This window comes from Ancylobacter terrae (assembly GCF_045108345.1).
GTDB lineage: Bacteria > Pseudomonadota > Alphaproteobacteria > Rhizobiales > Xanthobacteraceae > Ancylobacter.
Genome location: NZ_JBJGXH010000001.1, coordinates 1,515,955 through 1,539,221 on the forward strand (window position 1 = coordinate 1,515,955; position 23,267 = coordinate 1,539,221).

Consider the following 23,267-nt stretch of genomic DNA (forward strand, 5'->3'; position numbering starts at 1 on the left):
CCCCGTCAACGCGATGAGGGCGCCGCCCTCACCAATAGCTGCAGAGGCGTTGCCAGCGGCGATGCTCGCGCGGCACCCGGTTCGCCTCGCAATCGGAACGGGCCTGGCCGTTCAGTGCCATCATGCAGGACTTGCCCTCGCGCAGATGCTGGCACCAGCCGCGATCATCGAGGTCGTTAAAGGACATGAAGCAGGATTTGCCCTCGACATAGGCCTGGCAGAACGCGCGGTCGCTGCCATCGAAGGCCATGAAGCAGTTCTTCCGCGTACAGATCTCGGGCAGCGACTGTGCCTGGAGGGGAACGATCGCCAGTGCGGCAAAGAGGGTCAGAAAGGCTGCGAATGTCTTCATCAGAACGCCGTTGGTCGAGAAAAAGGTTCGAGAATGAGAGGCGCGGGACGCTCCCGGGCAGACCCGGCGGCGGGCCTCGTCGCTCAGAGGCCCTGGCACCGCCGCCCAACGGTTGATCCGTCCGCCAGGCGCCCCGCCTCCGTGAAGGCGGGACGGTCGGGGCCCTACGCCTGATGGCGTATCGTGCCGTTCATCATGCCGAGCACGACCTTGGTCTTGTGGATTTCATGGGGATCGATGGCGAGGATGTTCTGGTCGAGCACGATCAGGTCCGCCCGCTTGCCGACCTCGATCGAACCGATCTTGTCCTCCATCCGCAGCTGATAGGCGGCGCCCATCGTGTTGGCATGGATCGCCTCCTCGACCGTCAGGCGCTCGTCGGGCGGATTGAGCACCGGAGCATCCTTCAGGCCGATGAGCTGGCGGGTGACGCCGACCTGGATCGACTTCAGCGGCTCGTAGGTCGAGTAGTATCCCGCGGCCGGCCAGTCCGTGCCGAAGGAGACCCGGCCACCCTGGTTCAGAATCGACTTGGTCCGGTAGAGCTTGTTGCCGCGCGTCTCGCCATAGCGCGCGACCATGTTCTCCATGGAGTCCGGATCCGCCGACGACCAGTAGGCCGAGAATTGCCCGGTCACGTTCAGTTTGGCGAAGCGGGGGGTGTCGCTGTCTTCCACGTAGACGAGGTGCGCGATGGCATTGCGCCGGTCGCGCGGGGGATTGGTCGCAATGGCCTTCTCGATCGCGTCGAGCGCGACCCGCGCCGTGCGCTCGCCGCAGGCATGGACATGCACGTCGAAGCCCGCGGCATCCACCATGCCGATCAGCTGATGCCACTGTTCCTCGGTGAAGGGCGAGCCACCCGTTGAATTCGGCATGTCGGCATAGGGCTCGAGTAGCCAGGCCGTATATCCGCCCTGCGATCCGTCGCCGACGATCTTGACGATATCGACATGGACGAGTTCGGTCGCAAACCGCTTGTTGAGCTCCCTCATCGTCGCGACGGTGTTGTCGATCGGGAGCGACTTGATGGAATAGGAGGCCGAGACGCGGAAGGGCAGCGTGCCGCGTTTTTCCGCATCGACATACATGTCGATGATCGCGCCCTGATCGCTGCCGACGGGAGGAACGCCCGCGTCGAAGACCGTGGTGATGCCGGCGGCGGCCGCCTTGGGAAGCCAGGTCTCGAGCAGCCGACCCATCGCCTGCGCGTTGATCGGCTCCACTGCGTTGACAATGCCGAGCACGGCGTTCGTCTCGAGCACGTAGCCGGTCGGGTCGCCCTTCTGGTCACGCGCATAGTAGCTGAAGCGCGGAATGGGATCGGGTGTGTCGCGATTGACGCCGGCCATCTCCAGCGCCTTGGAGTTCGCCCACAGGCTGTGCCCGTCAATGGCGAAGAAGAAGGCCGGGCGATCCGGCAGAATGGCATCGAGTTCGGCCCGGTTCGGACCCTCGGGCGGAAACATGTCCACCCGCCATCCGAAGCCGCGCAGCGTGCCGGTCGGGTTTTCCTTCGCGTATTTCTCGATCGCGGCCAGAACCTCGGCGAGGTTGTTGAGCTGGAGATCGAGGCCCGACGTCATGAAGGCGCCGAGGAAGGGATGGGTATGGCCCTCGACGAAACCCGGCATCAGCAGCCGGCCTTTCAGGTCCACATACTGTGTCTTCGGGCCGGCGAGCCCTTTCGCACCGGCCTCGTCGCCCACATGGATGATGGTGTTGCCGCGCACCGCAACCGCTTCCGCCCAGGGCGCGGGGCCGCCGACCGTATAGACGGGGCCATTGTGGAACACGAAATCGGCGGGCCCGTCGGTCGCCGGCTTCGGCGTGTTGTCCTGGGCGAGGACCTCGGTCGCCAGGAAGGTGGAGGCCAGGGCCGTCGCCGCCGTCACCGCCGCGCTGCCCTGCAATATGGCCCGCCGGCTGATCTTGCGGTCCCGTCCAAACGCCTCGAAATGCGGCGCCCAGTCACACGCTATACACATAAATCCCCCCGTCATACTTATCCGCGCCGGTTGCCGCCACTTTCTCGGGGTGCCGCCAACCAACCAAAGCGCGATTTTCACTTGACCCCAGAACGAACGCCGCAGCGGAATGCCGTCAGTCGGCCTGTCGATTCAACGGAGTTATCTCCCAGCCCCGTTTCCATTTATGATGGACACATGATCAAATGGCCCCTTGGCGCCGAATCAACGTTTATTTTTACAATCTGTGAAATTGAGAAATTCTTACGATGAAGAGTCAACATCTTTCATTTTGGCATGACCGTCGATGGGTATGACGAAACCTACGGTTGGAACATCACAGATCTGGAAGGCATTGCGGTACTCTCGGCCCGCGAGTTCGTTCCTCCGCCGTGGCGCGCCTCCCGCGCGGGGACATGGCCGCCGCGCATGCCATCCTTGATGAGAACCGGCGGGTGGACTGTCGGGCGCGCGGCAGCGCGTATCGGGCCGCCGGCTGGAACCGCTTCGATGCCGACGCGCCTCCCTACACCGCCGACGAGATCGCCCGCGAGCGTCAACGTTATCTCTGACAGCGCAACGGGTCATATTGTGCCCGCTGCTCAACCCTGTCCGTATCTCGAGGCCCGCCCCCGGTCAGAGCCGGGGGCGGCACTTATGGTGCACCCGACGACATCACTAGCCCCAACGCACTAATATTCGTCGGACAATTGGCTCGCCAAAACCGCTCTGAAACTCGTATACTGTACCGTCAGACACACGAACACGCGCATAAAGAGCTCCATGCGCAAGTGGGCAACAGCCAATAATTTCAGCCAACGCCGCATCAACGCTGCCTGCATTGATCAACATCACGCCGCCGCCAAAACGTGGGCGAGTCGGATATAAGCTCTCTACATAGTACTTGGGCATAGACCACCTCTCCTTCCCGAATATTCGGGCAAAGACGAGGATGCCAAGACATGGTTGCCGGCGTGAGCGCCCTTCATGGGCGAACGATCGCCTGCGCGACCCCGAGCTTCACATGGCTTGGTCCGCAACAATCCCCGCCGATGGCCCTGTCCCCCGCGTAACCCGGAGCGGATCGGCCCTGATTCTCGATGCTGCGAGCCGAGGCACGGGGCGGAAATGGCAGCAACAACGCTGTCCCACGCCCGCGGCGAGACCGATGACCGTCTGATTATTATATTACGTGGTGAGCCCGTCGGGATTCGAACCCGAGACCCCATGATTAAAAGTCACGTGCTCTACCGGCTGAGCTACGGGCTCCCACAACGGGGGGATTAAGGGTTTCGGGGGCGGATGGCAAGGGCACGGGCGGAGGGCCGGTCGGCCGGCGCGGTGTTTGCGCCGATGCAAACTCCATCTGCCGACATCGTGCTACCTGTGCGGTCCGGCCAGGGCTAAAGTCCCTCCACAAGATGCACCGGCATGACGCCGGCGGCGGCAGATCAAGCGGAGTGCGGCCCCATGGCCAAGGTTCTCGTCCTCTATTATTCCGCCTACGGGCACATCGAACGTCTCGCCCACGCGGTCGCCGAGGGCGCGCGCGAGGCGGGGGCGCAGGTCGACGTCAAGCGCGTGCCGGAGACGGTGCCGGAAGAGGTCGCCAAGGCGAACCATTTCAAGCTCGACCAGGCGGCGCCGGTCGCCACCGTCGACGACCTCAAGAATTACGACGCCATCATCTTCGGCTCGGGCACCCGCTTCGGCACGGTGACCTCGCAGCTGCGCAGCTTCATCGACCAGACCGGCGGCCTGTGGTTCACCGGCGCGCTGGTCGGCAAGGTCGGCTCGGTGTTCACCTCCTCCGCCACGCAGCATGGCGGGCAGGAATCGACCATTCTCGGCTTCATCCCCACGCTGCTGCACCACGGCATGGTGGTGGTGGGCCTGCCCTATGCCTTCCAGGGGCAGATGGGCGTCGACGCGATCAAGGGCGGCTCGCCCTACGGCGCCTCGACCATCACCGACGGCGACGGCTCGCGCCAGCCTTCCGAGGTCGAACTGGACGGCGCGCGCTACCAGGGCAAGCACGTGGCGACCATCGCCGCCAAGCTGCACGGCTGAGCCGAGCGGGGAGATCGGCGGCGCGCATCAGTGCGTCGCCGGTGCGATCGATCGGATCGGTCTGATCGGTCTCCCGCTGGACGGACTGTCCACCTCACTGCACTGACTGGTCACACGCGGCCAGCGGCACGGCCGGGGCATTTCCCCGGCCGTTTTCGTGCGGCGTCAGCGGGCGGGAATGTCGCCGCGGGCCCAGCCTTCCTGCGTCTCCGCCTTGAAATCGGCGAAGCGACCGGCGGCCACCGACTGCCGGATGCCCTGCATAAGGCTTTGATAATAGGCGAGATTCACCCAGGTCAGCAGCATCGAGCCGAGCATCTCGTCGCAGCGCACGAGGTGGTGGAGATAGGCGCGGGAATAGTCGCGCGCGGCCGGGCAGTCGCTGGTCTCGTCGAGCGGGCGGGGATCGTCGGCGTGGCGGGCGTTCTTCAGGTTGATGCGCCCGAACCGGGTGAAGGCCAGCGCATGGCGGCCGGAACGGGTCGGCATGACGCAGTCGAACATGTCGATACCGCGTTGAACGGCCTCGAGAATATCGTCCGGCGTGCCGACGCCCATGAGGTAGCAGGGCTGGTCGGCGGGCAGGATGGGGCGCACGGTGGCGATCATGCGGAGCATCACCTCCTGCGGCTCGCCGACCGCGAGACCGCCGATGGAATAGCCCGGAAAACCGATATCGACGAGCCCACGCGCGGATTCGATGCGCAGTTCCTCGACATCGCCGCCTTGGACGATGCCGAACAGCGCCCGGCCCTTGGGCTGGCTCTCGAAGGCGCGCTTCGAGCGCTCCGCCCAGCGCAGCGACAGCCGCAGGGCACGGGCGATCTCCTCCGGCGCGGCGGGAAGGCGCACGCATTCGTCGAGCTGCATCTGGATGTCGGCGCCGAGCAGCCCCTGGATCTCGATGGAGCGTTCGGGCGTCATCTCGTGATAGGCGCCGTCGACGTGCGAGCGGAACGTCACGCCCTTTTCGGTGAGTTTGCGCAGCCCCGCCAGCGACATCACCTGGAATCCGCCGGAATCGGTGAGGATCGGGTACGGCCAGCGCGCGAATTCGTGCAGACCGCCCAGCGCGGCGACCCGCTCGGCGCCCGGGCGCAGCATCAGGTGGTAGGTGTTGCCGAGGATGATGTCGGCGCCCAGCGCCCTCACCTGCTCGGGATACATGCCCTTGACGGTGGCAGCGGTGCCGACCGGCATGAAGGCCGGCGTCCGGATGGCGCCACGCGGGGTCGAGATGGAGCCGAGGCGGGCACCGCCATCGGTGGCGAGAAGCTGGAAACGGAAATCATCGGTCATGGGAGGCACTTAGCAGCTAATCGCGATCAGGGCAGCAGCAGGCTGGCGTCGCCGTAGGAATAGAAGCGATATCCGTCGGCGATGGCGTGCGCATAGGCACGCTTCTGCGCGTCGTGACCGATGAAGGCGGCGACCAGCATGACGAGGGTCGAGCGCGGCAGGTGGAAGTTGGTCAGCATCCCGTCGATCGCCCGGAAGCGATAACCGGGCGTAATGAAAATGTCCGTGTCACCGGCCCACGCGCGGAACTGCCCGTCCGCGCCGACGGCGCTCTCGAGCAGCCGCGTCGCGGTGGTGCCGACGCTGACGATGCGCCCTCCCCGCGCCCGGACGGCGTTCAGCCCGGCCGCCGTCTCCTCCGGCACCTGCCCCCACTCCGAATGCATACGATGTCCGGCAGTGTCGTCGGCCTTCACCGGGAGAAAGGTGCCCGCACCCACATGCAGGGTGACGCGATGGGTCTCGATGCCGGCGGCGTCGAGACGCGCGATCAGCTCCGGCGTGAAGTGCAGGCCGGCAGTGGGAGCTGCCACGGAGCCCTCCTCGCGCGCGAACATGGTCTGGTAGTCGGCGCGATCCTGCGCGTCTTCCGCGCGCTTGGCAGCGATGTAGGGTGGCAGAGGGATGTGCCCTGCGGCGGCAATTGCGGCATCCAGCGCCGGACCGGCAAGGTCGAAGCGCAGATGAACCTCGCCACCTTCGCCCTTGGCGTCGACCGTCGCGTCGAGCATGCCAAGGGAGCAGGCCTCGCCGCGGCCCTCGCCGAAGCGGATGCGGTCGCCGACCGCCAGCCGCTTGCCCGGACGGGCGAAGGCGAGCCAGCCATCGGCGCCGACACGCTTGTGCAGCATGGCCTCGACCCGAACACCCTCCCCCGTCGCGCGTCGGCGAATGCCGTCGAGCCGCGCCGGCAGCACGCGGGTATCGTTGACCACGAGAGCGTCCCCTGCCCGCAAAAGCTCGGGCAGGTCGCGCACATGCCGGTCGTCGAGTTCCGGCGCGCTGCCGGGCCGCACGACGAGCAGCCGTGCGGCATCACGCGGGGCCACGGGACGCAGCGCGATACGCTCAGGCGGGAGATCGAAATCGAACAGGTCGACGCGCATCAGAATCGGCTGGCGTCGTCGTCACCACGGCGGAGCGGTGCATCGCCGCCGTCCGTGTGTCGAGCAACGTCTGGAGACGACGATCCCGGATCGCGCCTGCGCGCGTCCGGGATGACGGGATCGGCTCAGGACCGGCTATAGCCGCCGGTCACGCCGCGACCTTGGCGGAGACGATCTTGTCCGGGTTCTGAACCGGCTCGCCGCGCTTGATCTTGTCGACGTTGTCCATGCCCTCGATCACCTCGCCCCAGACGGTGTACTGGCCGTCGAGGAAGCCGGCATCGGCAAAGCAGATGAAGAACTGGCTGTCGCCCGAATCGGGATGCTGGGCGCGGGCCATGGAGACCGTTCCGCGCACATGCTTGCCCTTGTTGAACTCGGCCTTCAGCTTCTGGCCCGAGCCGCCACGGCCGGTCCCGGTCGGGTCGCCGGTCTGCGCCATGAAGCCGTCGATCACGCGGTGGAACACGACACCGTCGTAGAAGCCCTGCTTGGCCAGTTCGGTGATGCGGGCCACATGGCCGGGGGCGAGGTCCGGGCGCAGGCGGATTTTGACGGGGCCCTGGGTGGTCTCGAGCAACAGCGTGCTCTCGGTCTCGCTCATGTCTGTCTCCTGTAGGTAAGTGACGGGCCGATTATCGCGGCCCGCGGGGGGCGGGGCGTCCACGCGGGACGCCCGACTGCGTGTCGCCGGGCCGTCCTACTTGGCGTCGGCCGCGACCTGCATCTTGATGATCTTGTCGGGGTTCGCCACCGGCTCGCCGCGCTTGATCTTGTCGATGAACTCCATGCCGGAGACGACCTCACCGACCACGGTGTACTGGCCGTTGAGGAACGAGGCGTCACCGAAGGTGATGAAGAACTGCGAGTTGGCACTGTTCGGATCGGAAGTGCGGGCCATGCCGACCGTGCCGCGCTTGAACGGCACCTTGGAGAACTCGGCCGGCAGGTCCGGGTACTTCGAGCCGCCGGTTCCGTTGCCGAACTGGCCATCACCGGTCTGGGCCATGAAGCCCTCGATCACGCGATGAAACGGCACGCCGTTGTAGAAACCCTCGCGGGCCAGCGTCTTCAGGCGCTCGGCATGCTTGGGAGCGATGTCCGGGCGCAGCGCGATGACCACGCGGCCATAGGTGGTGTCGAGATAGAGGGTGTTCTGCGGATCGGGCTTCTTGGTCTGCGCAGCCGCCGGCAACGCGAGCGCGAGGAGCACGGCGGCGGCGGTGAAGAGGCGACGGATCATGAATCGGCAACTCCGGTTGGATGGGATACCCGCCACGGCATCAGCCCGTGCGGCCAAGGCGTTCGGCTAGCCTCTCGCGGACGAGCGCCGGCACGAAGGCCGACACGTCACCGCCCATCGCCGCGATCTGGCGCACCAGCGTGGCGGTGATGGGGCGAACTGTGGGCGAAGCGGGAAGAAATACGGTCTGGATGTCGGGAGCGAGCTGGGCATTCATCCCCGCCATCTGCATCTCATAGTCGAGATCGGTGCCGTCGCGCAGGCCGCGGATCAGGAGTGTCGCGCCGGCGCGCCGGGCCGCGTTCACCACGAGATCATCGAAGGTGACGCAGTCGAACGCGGCACCCTCGGCTTCGGCGATGGGGGCGAAGACCTGCCGCAGCATGTCGAGCCGCTCGGCAGCGGGGAACATCGGGGCCTTACCGGGGTGCACGCCGATCGCCACGACCAGCTTGTCGGCTACGCGCGCCGACGCGCGAGCAACGTCGAGATGGCCGTTGGTGGGCGGGTCGAAGGAGCCGGGATAGAAGGCGACGTGCGGTGTCATCAGCATGGTTCCGAGGGCGCGGAAGGGTTAGCGGCGGACGCGGTGCCACGCAAGCGCCGACGGCATTGACCGGCACTGCTCACGCCGGGCGGGGACCCTCGCGGCTCTTCAGCGCCGCCAGCGCGTCTTCCAACAGGCGCCGGGTACGGGCGACCGAGCCCTCGTCGATGACATCGAGATCGAGGAACAGTTCCACGCCCTGCCCCTGGCCGCTGATGACATTGGCGCGCTGGATCACCTCGCCGACCAGCCCGTCGACGCGATAGGGCACCACCTCGCGGCTGATGCCCTTCATGGTGATCGGCGGCAGCGGATAGGCGCGCACCACATCGCGGACCAGCGCGAAGGTCTCGTAGCTCAGCACCACCTGTCCGGGCCCGGCGATCGACTGCAGCCGGGCGGCGAGGTTCGCCTCGGCGCCGATGATGGTGTAGTCCATGCGGTCGTCACTGCCGAAATTGCCGACGTTGCAATAGCCGGTGTTGATGCCCATCCGGGCCTGGAACGGCTTCTCGATGCCCTTGGACCGCCACTGCGCGTTCAATTCGGCGAGACGGTGCTGCATCTCCACCGCCATGATCAGGCAGGCACGGGCGTCCTCCGCCGCGCCCTTGGTCTCCGGATCGCCGAAGAACACCAGCATCGCATCGCCGATGAACTTGTCGATGGTCGCGCCGTGGCGCAGCGCGATGGTCGACATCTCCGTGAAATACTCGTTCAGCAGCGCGGTGAGGTCCTCCGGCTGGAGGCGCTCTGTGGTGGCTGTGAAGTCGACGATGTCGGAGAAGAAGATGGTGAGCTTCTTGCGCTCGGTGGCGATGGCGGCGTCGCGCTGGCCGGAGAAAATGCTCTTGTAGATCTGCGGCGGCAGGTATTTGGCGATCTTCATCGAGATGCCGGCCAGGAAGTCGTTCGCCTCGGTCAGCTCGTTGTTGGCGCGGCGCACGGCGATCGCCTGCCGATGCTGGAGGCGGATGAACAGCAGGCCGATGGCGGAGGCGATGGCGAAATAGGCCATCGAGTACTTGAACGAGAAGATATTCGCCGCGATCGGCTGCGAGATGGTGATCTCCTGGATGCCGCGCACGTCGCCGACCTTCCAGTCCTTCTTCGGGCTGCGCGGATCGGAATTATGGCAGGAGACGCAGGCCTGCCCCATCTTCACAGGCCCGGCGACGCGGATGGTGCGGTCGAAGATGGTGCCGGACACCTCGACCACCGGCTTCGAGGGATCCGCCCGCAGCGTCGTGATCGCTCCGCGCTCGAAATCGTCGAGCGGCTGGTCGCGCCCCGGGAACGGGTAATCGGAGGCGAAGCGGTATTTGGCGTCGGCATCGCGCTGGCTGATGCGCCTGCCGAGCTCGATGGACAGCGTCGCCGGAATGGGAATGCCGTTCTCGACATTCTTGTAGTCGCTGGTGGGGACGGCGACATGGCTCTGCACCACGCGAGCGATCACGTCATTCGCGTAGAAATTGCGCATGTCGTCGATGATGCGGCCGATCTCGTCCGCCTGCCGCCGCAGCAGCTGCTCGGACAGGCTGGTGAGGTCCAGCCACGCCGTGACCGGGAGGCCAGCCAGCAGCGCGGCCACCATGAGGGCGACAAGCGCCACCTGCCGACGGCTCCTGTGGTCGCCCTTGCCTGCCGCGCCCGCCATGTCCGCCCCATCGCGAATGACCGCTCCCGCGCGGCGCCTCATACTAGCCGAGAGGCGGAGGCGGCCATAGGGCCGGCATCCGGGAATTTACGAACGGGTTTCAACCGATCGCCCGCGCTCGGTCGGCGCGCCGCCAGCGGGCGAGGTCGGTGCCCGAGCCACGAGGTGACCCGGCACCGAGCGCCGCCACCAGCGCCTCCATACTGGCGAGGTTGTGGATCGGCCGGAAATCGTCGACATGGGGCAGCATGGCCCGCATCCCGGCCGCGCGCGGCGCGAAGCCATCAAAGCGCAGCAGCGGGTTGAGCCAGACCAGACGACGGCAGGAACGGTGCAGCCGGTCCATCTCGAAGGCGAGGCGACCGTCGCCCTCGCGCTCTAGCCCGTCGGTGATCAGCAGCACCGTCGCGCCCTGCCCCAGCACGCGGCGCGACCAGTCGCGGTTGAAGGCGTGCAGCGAGGTGGCAATGCGGGTACCACCGGACCAGTCCCTCGCGGTGCCAGCCACCTGCTCCAGCGCCTCGTCCGGGTCGCGATGGGCGAGCGCGCGGGTGACATTGGTGAGCCGCGTGCCGAACAGGAACGTGTGCACACCCGGGCGCGAGTCGGCGAGCGCATGCAGGAAATGCAGCACGGGCCGTGAATAATCCGCCATGGAGCCGGAGATATCGAGCAAGGCCACCAGCGGCGGGCGCCGCTCGCCGGGCCCGCGCCGTCGCAGCAGTATCGGCACCCCGCCCGAGCGCAGCGCCGCCCGCAGCGTCGCCCGCAGGTCGAGCCGGGCGCCGCGCGCATCGGCCACCAGACGGCGCGTGACGACGCGGTCGTCCGGCAGCCGGAGCCGGGCGATCAGGCGCCGGGCCTGCGCGATTTCCGCTGCCGACATCTGCGCGAAGTCTTTCCCGCGCAGCACCTCATCGGCTGAGACGGTGAGCCGGGATTCAACCTCGACCCGCGGCTTCTCCTCCTCGCGGCGCTCGCCGATGCCGGCGAACATCGCCTCCTCGATGCGCCGCACCGGGGGGCGCTCGCGCTTGGGCGTGCCGGGCGCCGCGGGCGACATCATCGCCAGCATCTTCTCGAGGAAACGGCGGCGGCGCCAGAAGACGGCAAAGGCCTGATCGAAGATCAGGTGCTGCTCGCGCTTCGTCACCAGCACGGCGTGCAGCGTCCAGTAGAAATCCTCGCGCGCGCCGACGCCGGCGGTCTCGACCGCCCGCACCGCGTCGAGCACGGCGCCCGGCCCTACGGGCAGGCCGGCGGCGCGCAGCGCGCGGGCGAAATAGGCGATGTTGTCGGCGAGGCGGCCTTCGCGCATGCGCGGGTCACCCCATCGCCTTCGCCGCCACCCGCGCATCCTGGATAAGCACCTCGATGCGGCCGGCGTCGGTGCGGGCGATGTCGTCCTGATATTTCAGCAGCACGCCGAGCGTATCGCCGACGACGGCGGGGTCGAGGGCGGCGGCATCGAGCTCGACAAGCGCCGAAGCCCAGTCCAGCGTCTCGGCCACGCCGGGTGCCTTGAACAGGTCTTCCTTGCGGATCGCCTGGACGAAACCGACCACCTCGCGTGACAGCCGCCGCGGCGCGTCCGGTTGGCGCGTGCGAAGAATCGCCAGTTCGCGCTCGGCGTCGGGATAGTCCACCCAGTGATAGAGGCATCGCCGCTTGAGCGCGTCATGCACCTCGCGGGTGCGGTTCGACGTCACGATGACGATGGGAGGCTGCGAAGCGCGCACCGTGCCAAGTTCCGGGATGGTCACCTGAAAATCGGACAGCACTTCCAAAAGGAAAGCCTCGAACGCTTCATCGGTGCGGTCGAGCTCATCGACGAGCAGGACCGGCGGGCCGGCCGGGTCGGGCTCCAGCGCCTGCAGCAGCGGGCGGCGCACGAGGTAGCGCTCGGAGAAGACGTCCTCGACGAGACGCTCGCGATTCGCAGTGCCGCTTGCCTCGGCGGCTCGGATGGCGATCATCTGCGCGGCGTAGTTCCATTCATAGACCGCACTGGAAAGATCGAGGCCTTCATAGCACTGCAGGCGGATCAGCCGGCGGCCGAGCGCAGCCGCGAGCACCTTGGCGATCTCGGTCTTGCCGACTCCGGCCTCACCTTCGAGGAAGAGCGGTCGGCCCATACGCAGGGCGAGGAATACGACGGTCGCAAGCGGTCGGCCGGCGACATAGGAGCCGCGCGTGAGCAGTGCCAGGGTTTCATCGATTGATGCCGGCAACGCCGTCGGCGCTGCCTCCGCTCCGGGCGGGCTCTTCCTGGCCATCCGTATCTCCAGCGTGGTCAGCCCCTGGTTTCCCATGCGAACCAGACGGCGACAAGCACCAGCATCAGCGCCAGCCCCTGCCGCACCCGCCGGGCCTGGTGAGGTGTGACGAGGAAGGAGCCGATGCGCGCCGCCGAAAAGACGACGGCAAAATGCATCGCTGTCGCGACGCCGACATAGATGCCTGCCAGCACGGCGTTCTGAACGACATGCGGATGCCAGTCGCGCTGGACGAAGGCCGGGATGACGGCGAGGTAGAACATCGCCGCCTTCGGGTTGAGGACATTGGACAGGAAGCCGCGGGCGACATAGCCGACATAGGCTCTGCCGTGGCTCGTCTCCTGGCCAGCGGGCGTCACCACCAGCACCCGGCTGTCGCGCCATGCGTCGAAGGCAAGCCAGAACAGATAGAGTATGCCGGCGACGCGCAGCGCCTCGAATGCCGCCGGAGAGTGCACGATCAGCTTGGCGAGACCGAGGACGGCCAGCGAGCCGACCGCAAACAATCCGAGGCTGGCGCCTATGAGAGCGGCAACGCCGGCCCGGCGCCCCTGTGCGAGCGCGAGGCCGGCGAGATAGGTCGTGTTGGGGCCGGGCGAAAGTTCGATGAGCAGGCAGGTGAGGAAGAATGCCCCCAGCCGGTCCATGAACGCCCAGCGCTCCGCCTTTGGTGGTTAGCCCGCCGCCTTCTCGACCGCCCGCCGCGCCATCACCGTGACGAGGTGGGCGCGATAGGCGCCGCTACCGTGAATATCGGAGATCATGTCGTCGGCCGGCGGTGGGGCGATTCCCTCCAGTGATTTCGCCGCGAAACGCTTCTTCAAGGCTTCCTCGGCCTCGGTCCAGCGGAACACGCCGCTCTGCGATGCGCCGGTGACGGCGACGCGGATATCGCTGGTCCGCTTGGCGACGAACACCCCGACCAGCGCGAAACGGGACGCCGGGTGGCGGAACTTCTCATAGCCCGCCTTTCGCACGGCCGGGAACTGGAAGCGGGTGATGATCTCGCCCGGCTCCAGCGCCGTCTCGAACAGGCCCTGGAAGAAGTCGTCCGCCTCGATGCGGCGCTGGGTCGTCACGATGGTGGCGCCGAGCCCGAGCACGGCTGCGGGGTAGTCCGCCGATGGGTCGTTGTTGGCGACCGAACCGCCCATGGTGCCCCGGTTGCGCACGGCCGGATCGCCGATGACACCGGCGAGGTCGGCAAGTGCGGGGACGGCCTCGCGGACGATCGGCGAGGCGGCCACGGCGGCGTGCCGCGTCATCGCACCGATCGACAACGTGCGCCCACGCAGTTCGATGCCGGCAAGGTCGGGCACCGCGCCGAGATCGATGAGATCGCCGGGGCTGGCGAGGCGCTGCTTCAGAGTCGGGATCAGCGTCTGCCCACCCGCGAGGAGCTTGGCGTCCTCATTGCCGCCGAGCAGCGTGGTCGCTTTGCGAACGCTGGCCGGGCGATGGTAGTTGAAGGCGAACATTGGGAATTCTCCCGTTCCTCACGCGGCCTCGCGGCCGGCTCGATGGCATCATGCCGTTTCCCCTCCCCGGCGCCCAAGCTCCGGGGCAGGAAGATCGGCATTCGATTATTCCGCCGCCTTCGCCGCGGCCTGCCGCGCCTGCACGACCTTCCACACCGCGGAGGGCGTCGCGGGCATCGGCACCGCCTCGGTACCCAGCGCGTCGGTGATCGCATTGATGACCGCAGCCGGAGCGGCGATGGCGCCGGCCTCGCCGCAGCCCTTGATGCCGAGCGGGTTGGACGGGCAGCGCGTCTCTGTGAAGCCCATCTTGAAGCTCGGCAGGTCGTCCGCACGCGGCATGGCGTAATCCATGAACGAGCCGGTGACGAGCTGGCCGTCCTTGTCGTAGGCGGCACCTTCCAGCAGCGCCTGGCCGACGCCCTGGGCGATGCCGCCATGCACCTGCCCCTCGACGATCATCGGGTTGATGACCACACCGAAATCGTCGACCGCCGTCCAGTTGGCGATGGTCGAGCGCCCCGTGTCCGGATCGATCTCGATCTCGCAGATGTGGGTGCCGGCCGGGAAGGTGAAGTTGGTCGGATCGTAGAAGGCGCCCTCCTTCAGCCCCGGCTCGATCTCCGAGGTGGGAAACTTGTGGGCGACATAGGCATTCAGCGCGACCGAGGCGAAATCGACCGCCCGGTCCGTGCCGGCGACGGAGAACTTGCCGTCCTTGAATTCGATATCGCCCTCGGCGGCCTCGAGGAGATGCGCCGCGATCTTCTTCGCCTTCGCCTCGACCTTGTCGAGCGCCTTGACGATGGCCGACATGCCCACCGCGCCCGAGCGCGATCCGTAGGTGCCCATGCCGAACTGCACCTTGTCGGTATCGCCGTGGACGATCACGACATTGTCGATGGGGATGCCGAGCCGGGACGACACCAACTGGGCGAAGGTCGTCTCATGCCCCTGCCCGTGGCTGTGCGAGCCTGTGAGCACCTCGACATTGCCCGTCGGGTTGACGCGCACCTCGGCGCTCTCCCACAGGCCGACACCGGCGCCGAGGGATCCGACCGCCTGGCTGGGCGCGATGCCGCATGCCTCGATGTAGCAGGAATAGCCGAGGCCGCGCAGCTTGCCGCGGCGGGCCGCCTCGCGCTTGCGGCGACCGAAGCCCTTCACGTCGGCGATCTCCATCGCCTTTTCCAAGGATGCGCGATAGTCGCCGGCGTCATAGGTCATGATGACCGGCGTCTGGTGCGGGAAGGACTTCACGAAGTTGCGCTTGCGGAAATCGGCGGGATCCATGCCGATCTCGCGCGCGGCGACTTCGGCCAGCCGTTCGACCACAAAGGTCGCCTCGGGCCGCCCGGCACCGCGATAGGCATCCACCGGAGCGGTGGAGGTATAGATCGCATCGACCTCGCAATAGATCGCCGGAATGTCGTACTGCCCCGACAGCAGCGTCGCATAGAGATAGGTCGGGATCGACGACGCGAAGGTGGAGAGATACGCGCCCATATTGGCGAGCGTCTTCACCCGCATGCCGAGAATGCGCCCCCGCTCGTCGAGAGCCAGCTCGGCGCGGGTTATGTGGTCGCGGCCATGAGCATCCGACAGGAATGCCTCTGAGCGGTCCGACGTCCACTTCACCGGCCGGCCTACGCGCTTCGAGGCCCAGGCGCAGACCGTCTCCTCGGCATAGATGAAGATCTTCGAGCCGAAGCCGCCGCCGACGTCCGGCGCGATCACGCGCAGCTTGTGCTCGGGAGCGATGCCGACGAAGGCCGACAACACCAGGCGGGCGACGTGCGGGTTCTGGCTCGTGGTCCAGAGCGTGTAGGCGTCGTTGCCGCTGTCATAGTCGCCGATCGCCGCACGCGGCTCCATCGGGTTGGGCACGAGGCGATTGTTGACGATGTCGAGCTTGGTGACGTGGTGAGCGCGGGCGAAGGCCGCATCGGTGGTGGCTTTGTCGCCCAGATGCCACTCGAAGGCGGTGTTTCGCGGCGCCACGTCATGCAGTTGGGGAGCCCCCGCCTCCTGCGCATGGGCGAGATCGACGACGGCAGGCAGCACCTCGTAGTCGACCTCGATGGCGGCCGCGGCATCGCGCGCCTGGTCGAGCGTCTCGGCGACGACGACCGCGACATGGTCACCGACATAGCGCACCTTGTCCTTCGCCAGCGCGGGATGGGAGCCCATTTTCATAGGGCTGCCGTCCTTCGAATGGATCATCCAGCCGCAGATCAGGTCGCCGATCTTGTCTTGGGCGAGATCCGATCCGGTGAGCACGCCGACGACACCCGGCATTGCCGCGGCGGCTGTCGTGTCGATGCGACGGATATTCGCATGGGCATGCGGCGAGCGCAGGAAATAGGCCTGCGTCTGGCGCGGGCGGCCGATATCGTCGGTGTATTGGCCCTTGCCGGTGATGAACCGATGGTCTTCCTTGCGGCGCACCGCCTCGCCGATCCTGGTGACGGTCATTGGCGTTCTCCCGGATTTTTATATCGCCCCGGCTCGACGCCGGGCGCTGCCTTGCGGGGTCTTATTCGGCGGCGGCTATATGGGCGGCGCCGGCTGTCGCCTGCGCGCCGTCGAGAATCGATTTCACGATGTTGTGGTAGCCGGTGCAGCGGCAGATGTTGCCTTCGAGTTCCTCACGCACGGTATGCTCATCGACGCCCGCGCCGTGGCGATTCACGATGTCGACGGCCGCCATGATCATGCCGGGCGTGCAGAAACCGCACTGCAGGCCGTGATTTTGCCGGAAGGCTTCCTGCATCGGGTGCAGCGTGGCGCCGTGGGCCAGACCCTCGATGGTGACGACGCTCGTCCCCTGCGCCTGTGCGGCGAAGATCGTGCAGGCCTTCACCGCGACGCCGTCCACGTGGACGGTACACGCACCGCACTGGCTGGTGTCGCAGCCGACATGCGTTCCGGTAAGTTCGAGATCCTCCCGCAGGAGCTGCACCAGCAGCTTGCGCGGATCGACATCGGCCGCCACGGGGCGCCCGTTGACGACCAACGAGACGGAAATCTTGGCTGGATTGGACATCTGAAATTCTCCTGGGCAGGTGCGCTCTCGGCCGATCCGGCCACCTCCAGCCGGTTTCCGGCTTTCGGCCTCCCCTATTTCGGCTCGATCGAGCCGAATTTTTATTTGTTCCAGTCTGAAACCGTCCCATGGCCCGGGTCAAGGGAGCGCGGCGGGGTCCCGCCGACAATTTTGCAGCCCGCTACCGCTTCTCAGGCGGCTGCCTCTCCGCCCGTCACGGCTTTCGCGAAATTGTCGAAGAACTGGTCAGCCATCTTCTTGGCCGTGCCCGCCACGAGACGCTGGCCGAGCTGGGCGAGCTTGCCGCCGATCTGCGCCTCGACCGCATAGGAGAGTGTGGTGCCCGAGGCGGTCGGAGCGAGCGCCACCGTCGCCCCGCCCTTGGCGAATCCAGCGATGCCGCCGTCGCCCTCTCCGGAAATCCTGTAGCCGCTGGGCGGATCGAGATCGGTCAGCGCCACCTTGCCCTTGAAGCGCGCCTTGACGGGACCGACCTTCGCGACCGCGACGGCACGGAATTCGGTGTCGGAGAGCTTCTCCAACTCCTCGCAGCCGGGGATACAGCGCTTGAGCATTTCTGCATCGTTCAGCGCAGCCCAGACGACTTCGCGGGCGACGGGCAGTTCGTAGGAACCGGTCATCTCCAGTGCCATGGCACTCTCCTCTCAGGCTTTGCTGCCGCGGGCGGCATTCTTGATTCTCATGGGAGGACGCCGGTCACGTGGCACCGGCGCCGGTGCACACTAAACGACCGGTGGGCTCGCGCGTCCAGCAACTTGAGGAGCGGGAAAGCGGATCGCGGTTGACAGCGGACGCGAGCTGCGGATAGGCGGCGGCCGGAGGGGCCGGCATGCTGCGGGGAAAAGAGTTCGACGTCATCATCATCGGCGCGGGTGCCGCCGGCATGATGTGCGCCATCGAGGCGGGTCGACGCGGACGGCGGGTCATGGTTCTCGACCATGCTCGTGCGCCGGGTGAGAAAATTCGCATATCCGGCGGTGGACGCTGCAATTTCACCAACCTTGACGTGATGCCGGCCCGGTTCCTCTCGGCCAATCCGGCGTTCTGCATCTCCGCGCTCAAGCGCTACACGCCGCGCCATTTCCTGTCGCTGGTCGAGACCCACGGCATCGCCTGGCACGAAAAGACGCTCGGGCAATTGTTCTGTGACGGGTCGGCCCGCCAGATCGTCGACATGCTCCTCGCCGAGATGCGGTTGGCCGGCGTCGAGTTGCGGCTCTCGCGGTCGGTCGACGCCATCGGGAGGATGGCGGAGGGGTTTTCCGTTTCACTGACCGACGAGGTGATCACCTGTCGGTCGCTGGTGGTCGCGACAGGCGGCAAGTCGATCCCGAAAATGGGCGCGACGGGTTTCGGTTACGATATCGCGGGGCAGTTCGGCCTCGTCATCGTGCCCACCCGCCCGGGTCTTGTGCCCCTCACGCTCGATCCGCACCTGCTCGATCGCCTGGCGCCGCTGGCGGGCGTCTCGGTCTCCGGCCGCGCCATGCATGCGCGCACGGCATTCGACGAGGCCATCCTGTTCACCCACCGAGGGCTGAGCGGGCCCGCGATCCTCCAGATATCCTCCTATTGGCGCGAGGGCGACGAGATCGTGCTCTCGCTTCTGCCGGAAGAGGACGTCCTCCAGGCACTGCGGGAGGAACGCGCACGCAACGGGCGGCAGGCGGTGCAGACGGCGCTCGCCGCCCTGCTCCCTCGCCGGCTGGCGCAGTATCTCGTGGAAGCGACGCCGGGGCCGGAACGGCTGGCCGATGCGGCCGATTCGTATCTGCGCAGTCTGGCCCGGGCAGTCGGCGAATGGCGCATGAAGCCGGTGGGCTCGGAGGGTTACCGTACCGCCGAGGTCACCCTTGGCGGGGTCGACACCCGCGAACTCGACCAGCGCACGATGCAGGCCCGCAACGTTCCCGGCCTCTACTTCATCGGCGAGGTAGTCGACGTGACGGGCTGGCTCGGCGGCTACAATTTCCAGTGGGCCTGGGCATCGGGCTGGTGTGCCGGCCAGAGCGTCTAAGCGGCAACGGCTTCAGACGATGACGTAGTTACGGCCGACATATGCCAGCCCCTCACGGCTGGCGCCGAGCGCCACCGATTCGACGCGCCCCACGAGGACGTCGTGGGTCGCGATGGTCCGAACCTCCGCGAGACGGCATTCGAAGCTGGCCAGCGCGCCGACAAGCACCGGCGCGCCAAGGCGACCCGCATGCCACTCCCCGACACCGAAGCGCTGCTCCAGGGAGAGGCCGAGCCGACCGCCGAACGCCTGTGCCACGGCCTCCTGGCCTCCCGCCAGCATGTTGACCGCGAAGATGCCGCTCGAATGGAAGCGCGGCGCCGTGGTCACCCGCCGGTTGAGGCAGACCAGCAGCGTCGGCGGGCTGTCGGAGACGGAGACAACCGCCGTCGCGGTGAAGCCGGCGCGCCCTTCCGCGCCATCGGTGGTCACGACATGGACGGCGGCGACGAGCCGACTCATCGCCTCGCGATACAGTCCGGCATCGGCATGACGGTCGTTCACTCGCCCCTCTGCGGCAGCTTCGAGAAGCCTGTGCATAAAGCCGAGCCGTCGGGCTTGAAAAGCGGAAACCGCCGGGCGGGGGAAATGGGCACCTCCGACGCGATGTCGCGCGGGGACGGCGACCTTGGCGGAAACATCCAATATTCTATATCATGATACCTATATATCACCGTCATCGATAGGTTGCATTTCGCCTTTCGATCGAATTGTATCCTAAGCGTGGCCGCGCTAAGACTTTTCGGTAACGCCTAGCGACTGGTCACGAACAGATACTGGGCAAGCGGCCGCAGCGGCCGTTGGCGCCCGCAGTCTCCCCCGGAGCCGACACCGACATGGACATTTTCGTTCAGCAGCTGATCAACGGGCTGACGCTCGGCTCGATCTACGGCCTCATCGCCATCGGTTACACCATGGTGTTCGGCATCATCGGCATGGTGAATTTCGCCCATGGCGACGTGTTCATGGTGTCGACCTTCATCGCGCTGGTCTGCTTCCTGCTGCTGACGACGGTGCTCGGCATCACCTCCATCTTCCTCGCTCTGGCGATCGTGCTGGTGGTCGCCATGTTCTTCACCTCGCTGATGAACTGGGCGATCGAGCGGGTCGCTTACCGCCCCCTGCGCGGTTCGTTCCGGCTGGCCCCGATGATCTCGGCGATCGGCATGTCGATCTTTCTCGCCAACTTCGTCCAGGTGGCGCAGGGCCCGCGCAACAAGCCGGTGCCCCCCATGGTCACCGATGTGATCGTGCTGATGGAGCGCGATGGCTACCAGGTGACGCTGGCCTGGAAGCAGGTGATCATCATGGTACTGACGGCGGTACTGCTGGCGGGCTTCTGGTATCTGGTGCAGAAGACCTCGTTGGGCCGCGCCCAGCGCGCCTGCGAGCAGGATCGCAAGATGGCGGCGCTGCTCGGCATCAATGTGGACCACACCATCTCGCTGACCTTCGTCATCGGCGCCGCGCTCGCCGCCGTCGCCGGTGTGATGTACCTGATGTATTATGGCGTGGCCCATTTCGCGGATGGCTTCGTGCCCGGCGTCAAGGCCTTCACCGCCGCCGTGCTCGGCGGCATCGGGTCCCTCCCCGGGGCGGTGTTGGGCGGGCTGCTGATCGGCCTGATCGAGGTCTTCTGGTCCGCCTATTTCTCGATCGAATACAAGGATGTGGCTGCGTTCTCGATCCTCGCCATCACGCTGATCTTCCTGCCGCAAGGTCTGCTCGGGCGGCCGGAAGTCGAGAAGGTGTGAGGACGCCATGGCCATCCAGACCGCCGAGACCGCGCCGGCAGGGGCGCAGGTTCCTGCCCGCTCGGAAGCCGTGCTTGGCCCGGCCCTGAAGGATGCCTTCTGCACCGGCCTGATCACGCTCGGACTTCTCGGTCCGCTCGTCGGCTTCGAAACCGTCGTGCGCGACAGCGGCACCGGCATTGCCGCGCTGGGCCTGAACTACCGGCCGGCGCTGCTCGCCATCATGGTCGCAATCGTCACCATCGGTCGGCTCCTCCTCAACCTCACCGTCTGGTCGCCGAACCGGGTAGTAAAGGTGAAGGCGGGCCCGGGGCCCATCGCCCAGGCCGCCATGGCGATCCAGCCGGCAGCCAAGCCGGCGCTGCTCGCTTTCGCCATCCTTTTTCCGGCGATCGCGGCCTTCTCCCTCGGCGGGCTCACCGAAAGCCGCTACGTCATCGATCTCGGCATCCTCATCCTGACCTATGTGATGCTGGGCTGGGGGCTCAACATCGTCGTCGGCCTCGCCGGCCTGCTCGATCTCGGCTACGTCGCCTTCTATGCGGTGGGTGCCTACACCTATGCGCTGCTGGCGACCTCGGCGCCGATCAACGACTTCTTTGCCGGCATCTTCGGGGCCACCTTCTGGGCGAACTGGGCGTTCTGGTTCTGCCTGCCGCTCGCCGGCGTCTTCGCCGGGCTGTGGGGCATGATCCTCGGTTTCCCGGTGCTGCGGCTGCGCGGCGACTACCTCGCCATCGTGACGCTGGCCTTCGGCGAGATCATCCGCCTGGTGCTGATCAACTGGGTGGATTTCACCGGCGGCGGCGCCGGCATCGCCTCAATCCCGCGCGCCACCTTCTTCGGCATTCCCTTCAATGCCAGCGAGGACGGTTTCGCGGCGCTGTTCGGGCTTGAGTTCAACCCGATGCACCGCATCATCTTCCTTTATTTCGTGATCCTCGCGCTTGCGCTGATCACCGCCTTTGCCACCACGCGGCTGCGCATGCTGCCGGTGGGCCGGGCGTGGGAAGCCCTGCGCGAGGACGAGATCGCCTGCCGCTCGCTGGGCATCAACACCACCAACACCAAGCTCACGGCCTTCGCCACGGGCGCCATGTTCGGCGGCTTCGCCGGCTCGTTCTTTGCCGTGCGCGCCGGCTTCGTCAGCCCGGAGAGCTTCACCTTCGACGTTTCGGCGATGATCCTGGCCATCGTCGTGCTCGGCGGAATGGGCTCGCAGATCGGCGTCGCGGTTTCGGCCGCGGTGATGATGGGCGGCATGGAAATGCTGCGCAATCTCGGCTTCCTGAAGCAGTTCTTCGGCGACGATTTCGATCCGAGCCTCTACCGCATGCTGCTGTTCGGTTTCGCCATGGTGGTGATCATGGTGTGGAAGCCGCGCGGCCTCGTCTCCGGACGCGACCCGACCATCTTCCTGAAGGAGCGCAAGTCGGTGTCCGGCAGCCTCGTGAAGGAGGGCCACGGCTGATGTCGTCCGCATCCTCCGCCAATCCCCGCCGCTGGGAAGGGGATCCGATCCTTTCGGTCGAGCATCTGTTCATGCGCTTCGGCGGCCTCGTCGCCGTCAATGACCTATCCTTCAATGTCGGGCGCGGCGACATCACCGCTCTCATCGGTCCGAACGGCGCCGGCAAGACGACGGTGTTCAACTGCATCACCGGCTTCTACAAGCCCAGCGAGGGGCGGCTGACGCTGGGCCATCCCCGGACACCCACGCCCGTGGAAGTCGCCACCGTGACGGCGGTGGGCGAGCGAGTGCTGCCGGGCTCGGACGGCTCGGTATTTCTTCTCGAGCGCATGCCGGATTACCGTGTCGCCGCCGAGGCCAAGGTGGCGCGGACCTTCCAGAACATCCGCCTGTTCGGCGGCATGACCGTCCTGGAAAACCTGATGGTCGCGCAGCACAACGCGCTCATGACCGCCTCCGGCCTGTCGATCAAAGGCCTGCTCGGCCTGCCTTCCTACAAACGCGCCGAACGGGGCGCGATCGACAAGGCGAAGTATTGGCTGGATCAGGTGAGCCTGCTGGATCGGGCTGACGACCCCGCCGGCGATCTGCCTTACGGAGCCCAGCGCCGCCTTGAGATCGCCCGGGCGATGTGCGCGGATCCGGTGCTGCTCTGCCTCGACGAACCCGCCGCCGGCCTCAACCCGCGTGAGAGCCTCGAGCTCAACACGCTGCTGCGGGCGATCCGCGCCGAGCACGGCACCTCGATCCTGCTGATCGAGCACGATATGAGCGTCGTGATGGAGATTTCCGACCACGTCGTCGTGCTCGACTACGGCACCAAGATCTCCGACGGTACGCCGGACGAGGTGCGCAACGACCCGCGCGTCATCGCCGCCTATCTCGGCATCGACGAAGAGGCGGTCGACGAGGTGGAAGCCGAGATTTCGACGGAGAGCGCGTCTTGAGCGAGACCGATAC

23 protein-coding genes and 1 tRNA gene are annotated in these 23,267 nt (G+C 66.6%); 6 read left to right on the plus strand and 18 right to left on the minus strand.

Annotated features, from left to right (window positions below; all coding sequences use genetic code 11):
* Positions 1 to 28 precede the first annotated feature (28 nt).
* Both ACEUEL_RS07245 and ACEUEL_RS07250 read right to left on the minus strand, forming a co-directional pair.
* A complete protein-coding gene (locus ACEUEL_RS07245) occupies positions 29 to 352 on the minus strand; it encodes a hypothetical protein (RefSeq protein ID WP_405703601.1) in 324 nt (107 codons plus the stop codon).
* 164 nt (positions 353 to 516) lie between these two features.
* The gene (locus ACEUEL_RS07250; RefSeq protein WP_405703603.1) at positions 517 to 2,340 is read right to left on the minus strand and encodes an amidohydrolase; all 1,824 of its coding nucleotides are present in this window, start codon (positions 2,338 to 2,340) and stop codon (positions 517 to 519) included.
* Between the two features lie 395 nt (positions 2,341 to 2,735).
* On the opposite strand from ACEUEL_RS07250, the gene ACEUEL_RS07255 reads away from it, so the two are divergent.
* The gene (locus tag ACEUEL_RS07255) at positions 2,736 to 2,891 is read left to right on the plus strand and encodes a hypothetical protein (RefSeq protein ID WP_405703605.1); all 156 of its coding nucleotides are present in this window, start codon (positions 2,736 to 2,738) and stop codon (positions 2,889 to 2,891) included.
* A gap of 106 nt (positions 2,892 to 2,997) precedes the next feature.
* Here ACEUEL_RS07255 and ACEUEL_RS07260 read toward each other — a convergent pair whose 3' ends face one another.
* Both ACEUEL_RS07260 and ACEUEL_RS07265 read right to left on the minus strand, forming a co-directional pair.
* Positions 2,998 to 3,231: a hypothetical protein gene (locus ACEUEL_RS07260; RefSeq protein ID WP_405703606.1), complete on the minus strand. Its 234-nt coding sequence runs from the start codon at positions 3,229 to 3,231 to the stop codon at positions 2,998 to 3,000.
* Positions 3,232 to 3,512: 281 nt separating this feature from the next.
* A tRNA-Lys gene (locus tag ACEUEL_RS07265) sits at positions 3,513 to 3,588 on the minus strand.
* A gap of 201 nt (positions 3,589 to 3,789) precedes the next feature.
* Here ACEUEL_RS07265 and wrbA point away from each other — a divergent pair.
* Complete coding sequence (gene wrbA, locus ACEUEL_RS07270; protein ID WP_405703607.1) at positions 3,790 to 4,389, plus strand: NAD(P)H:quinone oxidoreductase; 600 nt, start codon at positions 3,790 to 3,792, stop codon at positions 4,387 to 4,389.
* Positions 4,390 to 4,554: 165 nt separating this feature from the next.
* Here wrbA and tgt read toward each other — a convergent pair whose 3' ends face one another.
* The 13 genes from tgt to ACEUEL_RS07335 form a co-directional block, all read right to left on the minus strand.
* Complete coding sequence (tgt, locus tag ACEUEL_RS07275; protein ID WP_405703608.1) at positions 4,555 to 5,688, minus strand: tRNA guanosine(34) transglycosylase Tgt; 1,134 nt, start codon at positions 5,686 to 5,688, stop codon at positions 4,555 to 4,557.
* 26 nt (positions 5,689 to 5,714) lie between these two features.
* On the minus strand, positions 5,715 to 6,794 hold the full coding sequence (gene queA / locus ACEUEL_RS07280; protein ID WP_405703609.1) for a tRNA preQ1(34) S-adenosylmethionine ribosyltransferase-isomerase QueA: 1,080 nt from the start codon (positions 6,792 to 6,794) through the stop codon (positions 5,715 to 5,717).
* A 148-nt stretch (positions 6,795 to 6,942) separates the two neighbouring features.
* Entirely contained in the window at positions 6,943 to 7,398 is a 456-nt protein-coding gene (locus tag ACEUEL_RS07285) for a peptidylprolyl isomerase (protein WP_405703611.1), read from the minus strand.
* A 96-nt stretch (positions 7,399 to 7,494) separates the two neighbouring features.
* Positions 7,495 to 8,037, minus strand: coding sequence for a peptidylprolyl isomerase (locus tag ACEUEL_RS07290; RefSeq protein WP_405703613.1), 543 nt, complete (start codon positions 8,035 to 8,037; stop codon positions 7,495 to 7,497).
* 40 nt (positions 8,038 to 8,077) lie between these two features.
* Positions 8,078 to 8,584 (minus strand): pantetheine-phosphate adenylyltransferase, encoded by a 507-nt coding sequence (gene coaD, locus ACEUEL_RS07295; protein WP_405703614.1) that lies wholly within the window; start codon positions 8,582 to 8,584, stop codon positions 8,078 to 8,080.
* 79 nt (positions 8,585 to 8,663) lie between these two features.
* Positions 8,664 to 10,244: an adenylate/guanylate cyclase domain-containing protein gene (locus ACEUEL_RS07300; protein ID WP_405703616.1), complete on the minus strand. Its 1,581-nt coding sequence runs from the start codon at positions 10,242 to 10,244 to the stop codon at positions 8,664 to 8,666.
* Between the two features lie 100 nt (positions 10,245 to 10,344).
* Positions 10,345 to 11,562: a vWA domain-containing protein gene (locus ACEUEL_RS07305; protein ID WP_405703617.1), complete on the minus strand. Its 1,218-nt coding sequence runs from the start codon at positions 11,560 to 11,562 to the stop codon at positions 10,345 to 10,347.
* A gap of 7 nt (positions 11,563 to 11,569) precedes the next feature.
* Positions 11,570 to 12,520, minus strand: a complete 951-nt coding sequence (locus tag ACEUEL_RS07310; RefSeq protein ID WP_405703619.1) for an AAA family ATPase — start codon at positions 12,518 to 12,520, stop codon at positions 11,570 to 11,572.
* A gap of 17 nt (positions 12,521 to 12,537) precedes the next feature.
* Entirely contained in the window at positions 12,538 to 13,167 is a 630-nt protein-coding gene (locus ACEUEL_RS07315; protein WP_405703621.1) for a LysE family translocator, read from the minus strand.
* Between the two features lie 27 nt (positions 13,168 to 13,194).
* Complete coding sequence (locus ACEUEL_RS07320; RefSeq protein WP_405703623.1) at positions 13,195 to 13,998, minus strand: FAD binding domain-containing protein; 804 nt, start codon at positions 13,996 to 13,998, stop codon at positions 13,195 to 13,197.
* A 105-nt stretch (positions 13,999 to 14,103) separates the two neighbouring features.
* Complete coding sequence (locus ACEUEL_RS07325; protein ID WP_405703624.1) at positions 14,104 to 16,473, minus strand: xanthine dehydrogenase family protein molybdopterin-binding subunit; 2,370 nt, start codon at positions 16,471 to 16,473, stop codon at positions 14,104 to 14,106.
* 61 nt (positions 16,474 to 16,534) lie between these two features.
* On the minus strand, positions 16,535 to 17,044 hold the full coding sequence (locus ACEUEL_RS07330) for a (2Fe-2S)-binding protein (RefSeq protein ID WP_405703626.1): 510 nt from the start codon (positions 17,042 to 17,044) through the stop codon (positions 16,535 to 16,537).
* 191 nt (positions 17,045 to 17,235) lie between these two features.
* On the minus strand, positions 17,236 to 17,697 hold the full coding sequence (locus tag ACEUEL_RS07335; protein ID WP_405703628.1) for an SRPBCC family protein: 462 nt from the start codon (positions 17,695 to 17,697) through the stop codon (positions 17,236 to 17,238).
* A gap of 197 nt (positions 17,698 to 17,894) precedes the next feature.
* Here ACEUEL_RS07335 and ACEUEL_RS07340 point away from each other — a divergent pair, with 197 nt between their 5' ends.
* Positions 17,895 to 19,082 (plus strand): BaiN/RdsA family NAD(P)/FAD-dependent oxidoreductase, encoded by a 1,188-nt coding sequence (locus ACEUEL_RS07340; protein ID WP_405703629.1) that lies wholly within the window; start codon positions 17,895 to 17,897, stop codon positions 19,080 to 19,082.
* Positions 19,083 to 19,094: 12 nt separating this feature from the next.
* Here ACEUEL_RS07340 and ACEUEL_RS07345 read toward each other — a convergent pair whose 3' ends face one another.
* Positions 19,095 to 19,586 (minus strand): flavin reductase, encoded by a 492-nt coding sequence (locus ACEUEL_RS07345; RefSeq protein ID WP_405703630.1) that lies wholly within the window; start codon positions 19,584 to 19,586, stop codon positions 19,095 to 19,097.
* A 332-nt stretch (positions 19,587 to 19,918) separates the two neighbouring features.
* Between ACEUEL_RS07345 and ACEUEL_RS07350 the strand changes: the two genes are divergently transcribed.
* Genes ACEUEL_RS07350 through ACEUEL_RS07360 form a run of 3 tightly spaced genes read left to right on the plus strand, consistent with a single transcriptional unit; the run spans position 19,919 to position 23,254 of the window.
* A complete protein-coding gene (locus tag ACEUEL_RS07350; protein WP_405703632.1) occupies positions 19,919 to 20,836 on the plus strand; it encodes a branched-chain amino acid ABC transporter permease in 918 nt (305 codons plus the stop codon).
* A gap of 7 nt (positions 20,837 to 20,843) precedes the next feature.
* Entirely contained in the window at positions 20,844 to 22,307 is a 1,464-nt protein-coding gene (livM, locus tag ACEUEL_RS07355) for a high-affinity branched-chain amino acid ABC transporter permease LivM (RefSeq protein WP_405703633.1), read from the plus strand.
* Complete coding sequence (locus tag ACEUEL_RS07360) at positions 22,307 to 23,254, plus strand: ABC transporter ATP-binding protein (protein WP_405703634.1); 948 nt, start codon at positions 22,307 to 22,309, stop codon at positions 23,252 to 23,254. Before livM ends, ACEUEL_RS07360 begins: the two co-directional genes overlap by 1 nt.
* Positions 23,255 to 23,267: the final 13 nt, after the last annotated feature.

Bases quoted from the DNA above. Each gene is read 5' to 3' on its own strand.
- wrbA (WP_405703607.1), top strand. From the start codon at position 3,790: ATGGCCAAGGTTCTCGTCCTCTATTATTCCGCCTACGGGCACATCGAA.
- ACEUEL_RS07290 (WP_405703613.1), bottom strand. From the start codon at position 8,037: ATGATCCGTCGCCTCTTCACCGCCGCCGCCGTGCTCCTCGCGCTCGCG.
- ACEUEL_RS07245 (WP_405703601.1), bottom strand. From the start codon at position 352: ATGAAGACATTCGCAGCCTTTCTGACCCTCTTTGCCGCACTGGCGATC.
- ACEUEL_RS07310 (WP_405703619.1), bottom strand. From the start codon at position 12,520: ATGGCCAGGAAGAGCCCGCCCGGAGCGGAGGCAGCGCCGACGGCGTTG.
- ACEUEL_RS07250 (WP_405703603.1), bottom strand. From the start codon at position 2,340: ATGTGTATAGCGTGTGACTGGGCGCCGCATTTCGAGGCGTTTGGACGG.
- ACEUEL_RS07285 (WP_405703611.1), bottom strand. From the start codon at position 7,398: ATGAGCGAGACCGAGAGCACGCTGTTGCTCGAGACCACCCAGGGCCCC.
- ACEUEL_RS07300 (WP_405703616.1), bottom strand. From the start codon at position 10,244: ATGGCGGGCGCGGCAGGCAAGGGCGACCACAGGAGCCGTCGGCAGGTG.
- ACEUEL_RS07340 (WP_405703629.1), top strand. From the start codon at position 17,895: ATGCTGCGGGGAAAAGAGTTCGACGTCATCATCATCGGCGCGGGTGCC.
- ACEUEL_RS07320 (WP_405703623.1), bottom strand. From the start codon at position 13,998: ATGTTCGCCTTCAACTACCATCGCCCGGCCAGCGTTCGCAAAGCGACC.
- queA (WP_405703609.1), bottom strand. From the start codon at position 6,794: ATGCGCGTCGACCTGTTCGATTTCGATCTCCCGCCTGAGCGTATCGCG.
- coaD (WP_405703614.1), bottom strand. From the start codon at position 8,584: ATGACACCGCACGTCGCCTTCTATCCCGGCTCCTTCGACCCGCCCACC.
- ACEUEL_RS07255 (WP_405703605.1), top strand. From the start codon at position 2,736: ATGGCCGCCGCGCATGCCATCCTTGATGAGAACCGGCGGGTGGACTGT.
- tgt (WP_405703608.1), bottom strand. From the start codon at position 5,688: ATGACCGATGATTTCCGTTTCCAGCTTCTCGCCACCGATGGCGGTGCC.
- ACEUEL_RS07330 (WP_405703626.1), bottom strand. From the start codon at position 17,044: ATGTCCAATCCAGCCAAGATTTCCGTCTCGTTGGTCGTCAACGGGCGC.
- livM (WP_405703633.1), top strand. From the start codon at position 20,844: ATGGCCATCCAGACCGCCGAGACCGCGCCGGCAGGGGCGCAGGTTCCT.
- ACEUEL_RS07360 (WP_405703634.1), top strand. From the start codon at position 22,307: ATGTCGTCCGCATCCTCCGCCAATCCCCGCCGCTGGGAAGGGGATCCG.
- ACEUEL_RS07350 (WP_405703632.1), top strand. From the start codon at position 19,919: ATGGACATTTTCGTTCAGCAGCTGATCAACGGGCTGACGCTCGGCTCG.
- ACEUEL_RS07315 (WP_405703621.1), bottom strand. From the start codon at position 13,167: ATGGACCGGCTGGGGGCATTCTTCCTCACCTGCCTGCTCATCGAACTT.
- ACEUEL_RS07325 (WP_405703624.1), bottom strand. From the start codon at position 16,473: ATGACCGTCACCAGGATCGGCGAGGCGGTGCGCCGCAAGGAAGACCAT.
- ACEUEL_RS07305 (WP_405703617.1), bottom strand. From the start codon at position 11,562: ATGCGCGAAGGCCGCCTCGCCGACAACATCGCCTATTTCGCCCGCGCG.
- ACEUEL_RS07335 (WP_405703628.1), bottom strand. From the start codon at position 17,697: ATGGCACTGGAGATGACCGGTTCCTACGAACTGCCCGTCGCCCGCGAA.
- ACEUEL_RS07260 (WP_405703606.1), bottom strand. From the start codon at position 3,231: ATGCCCAAGTACTATGTAGAGAGCTTATATCCGACTCGCCCACGTTTT.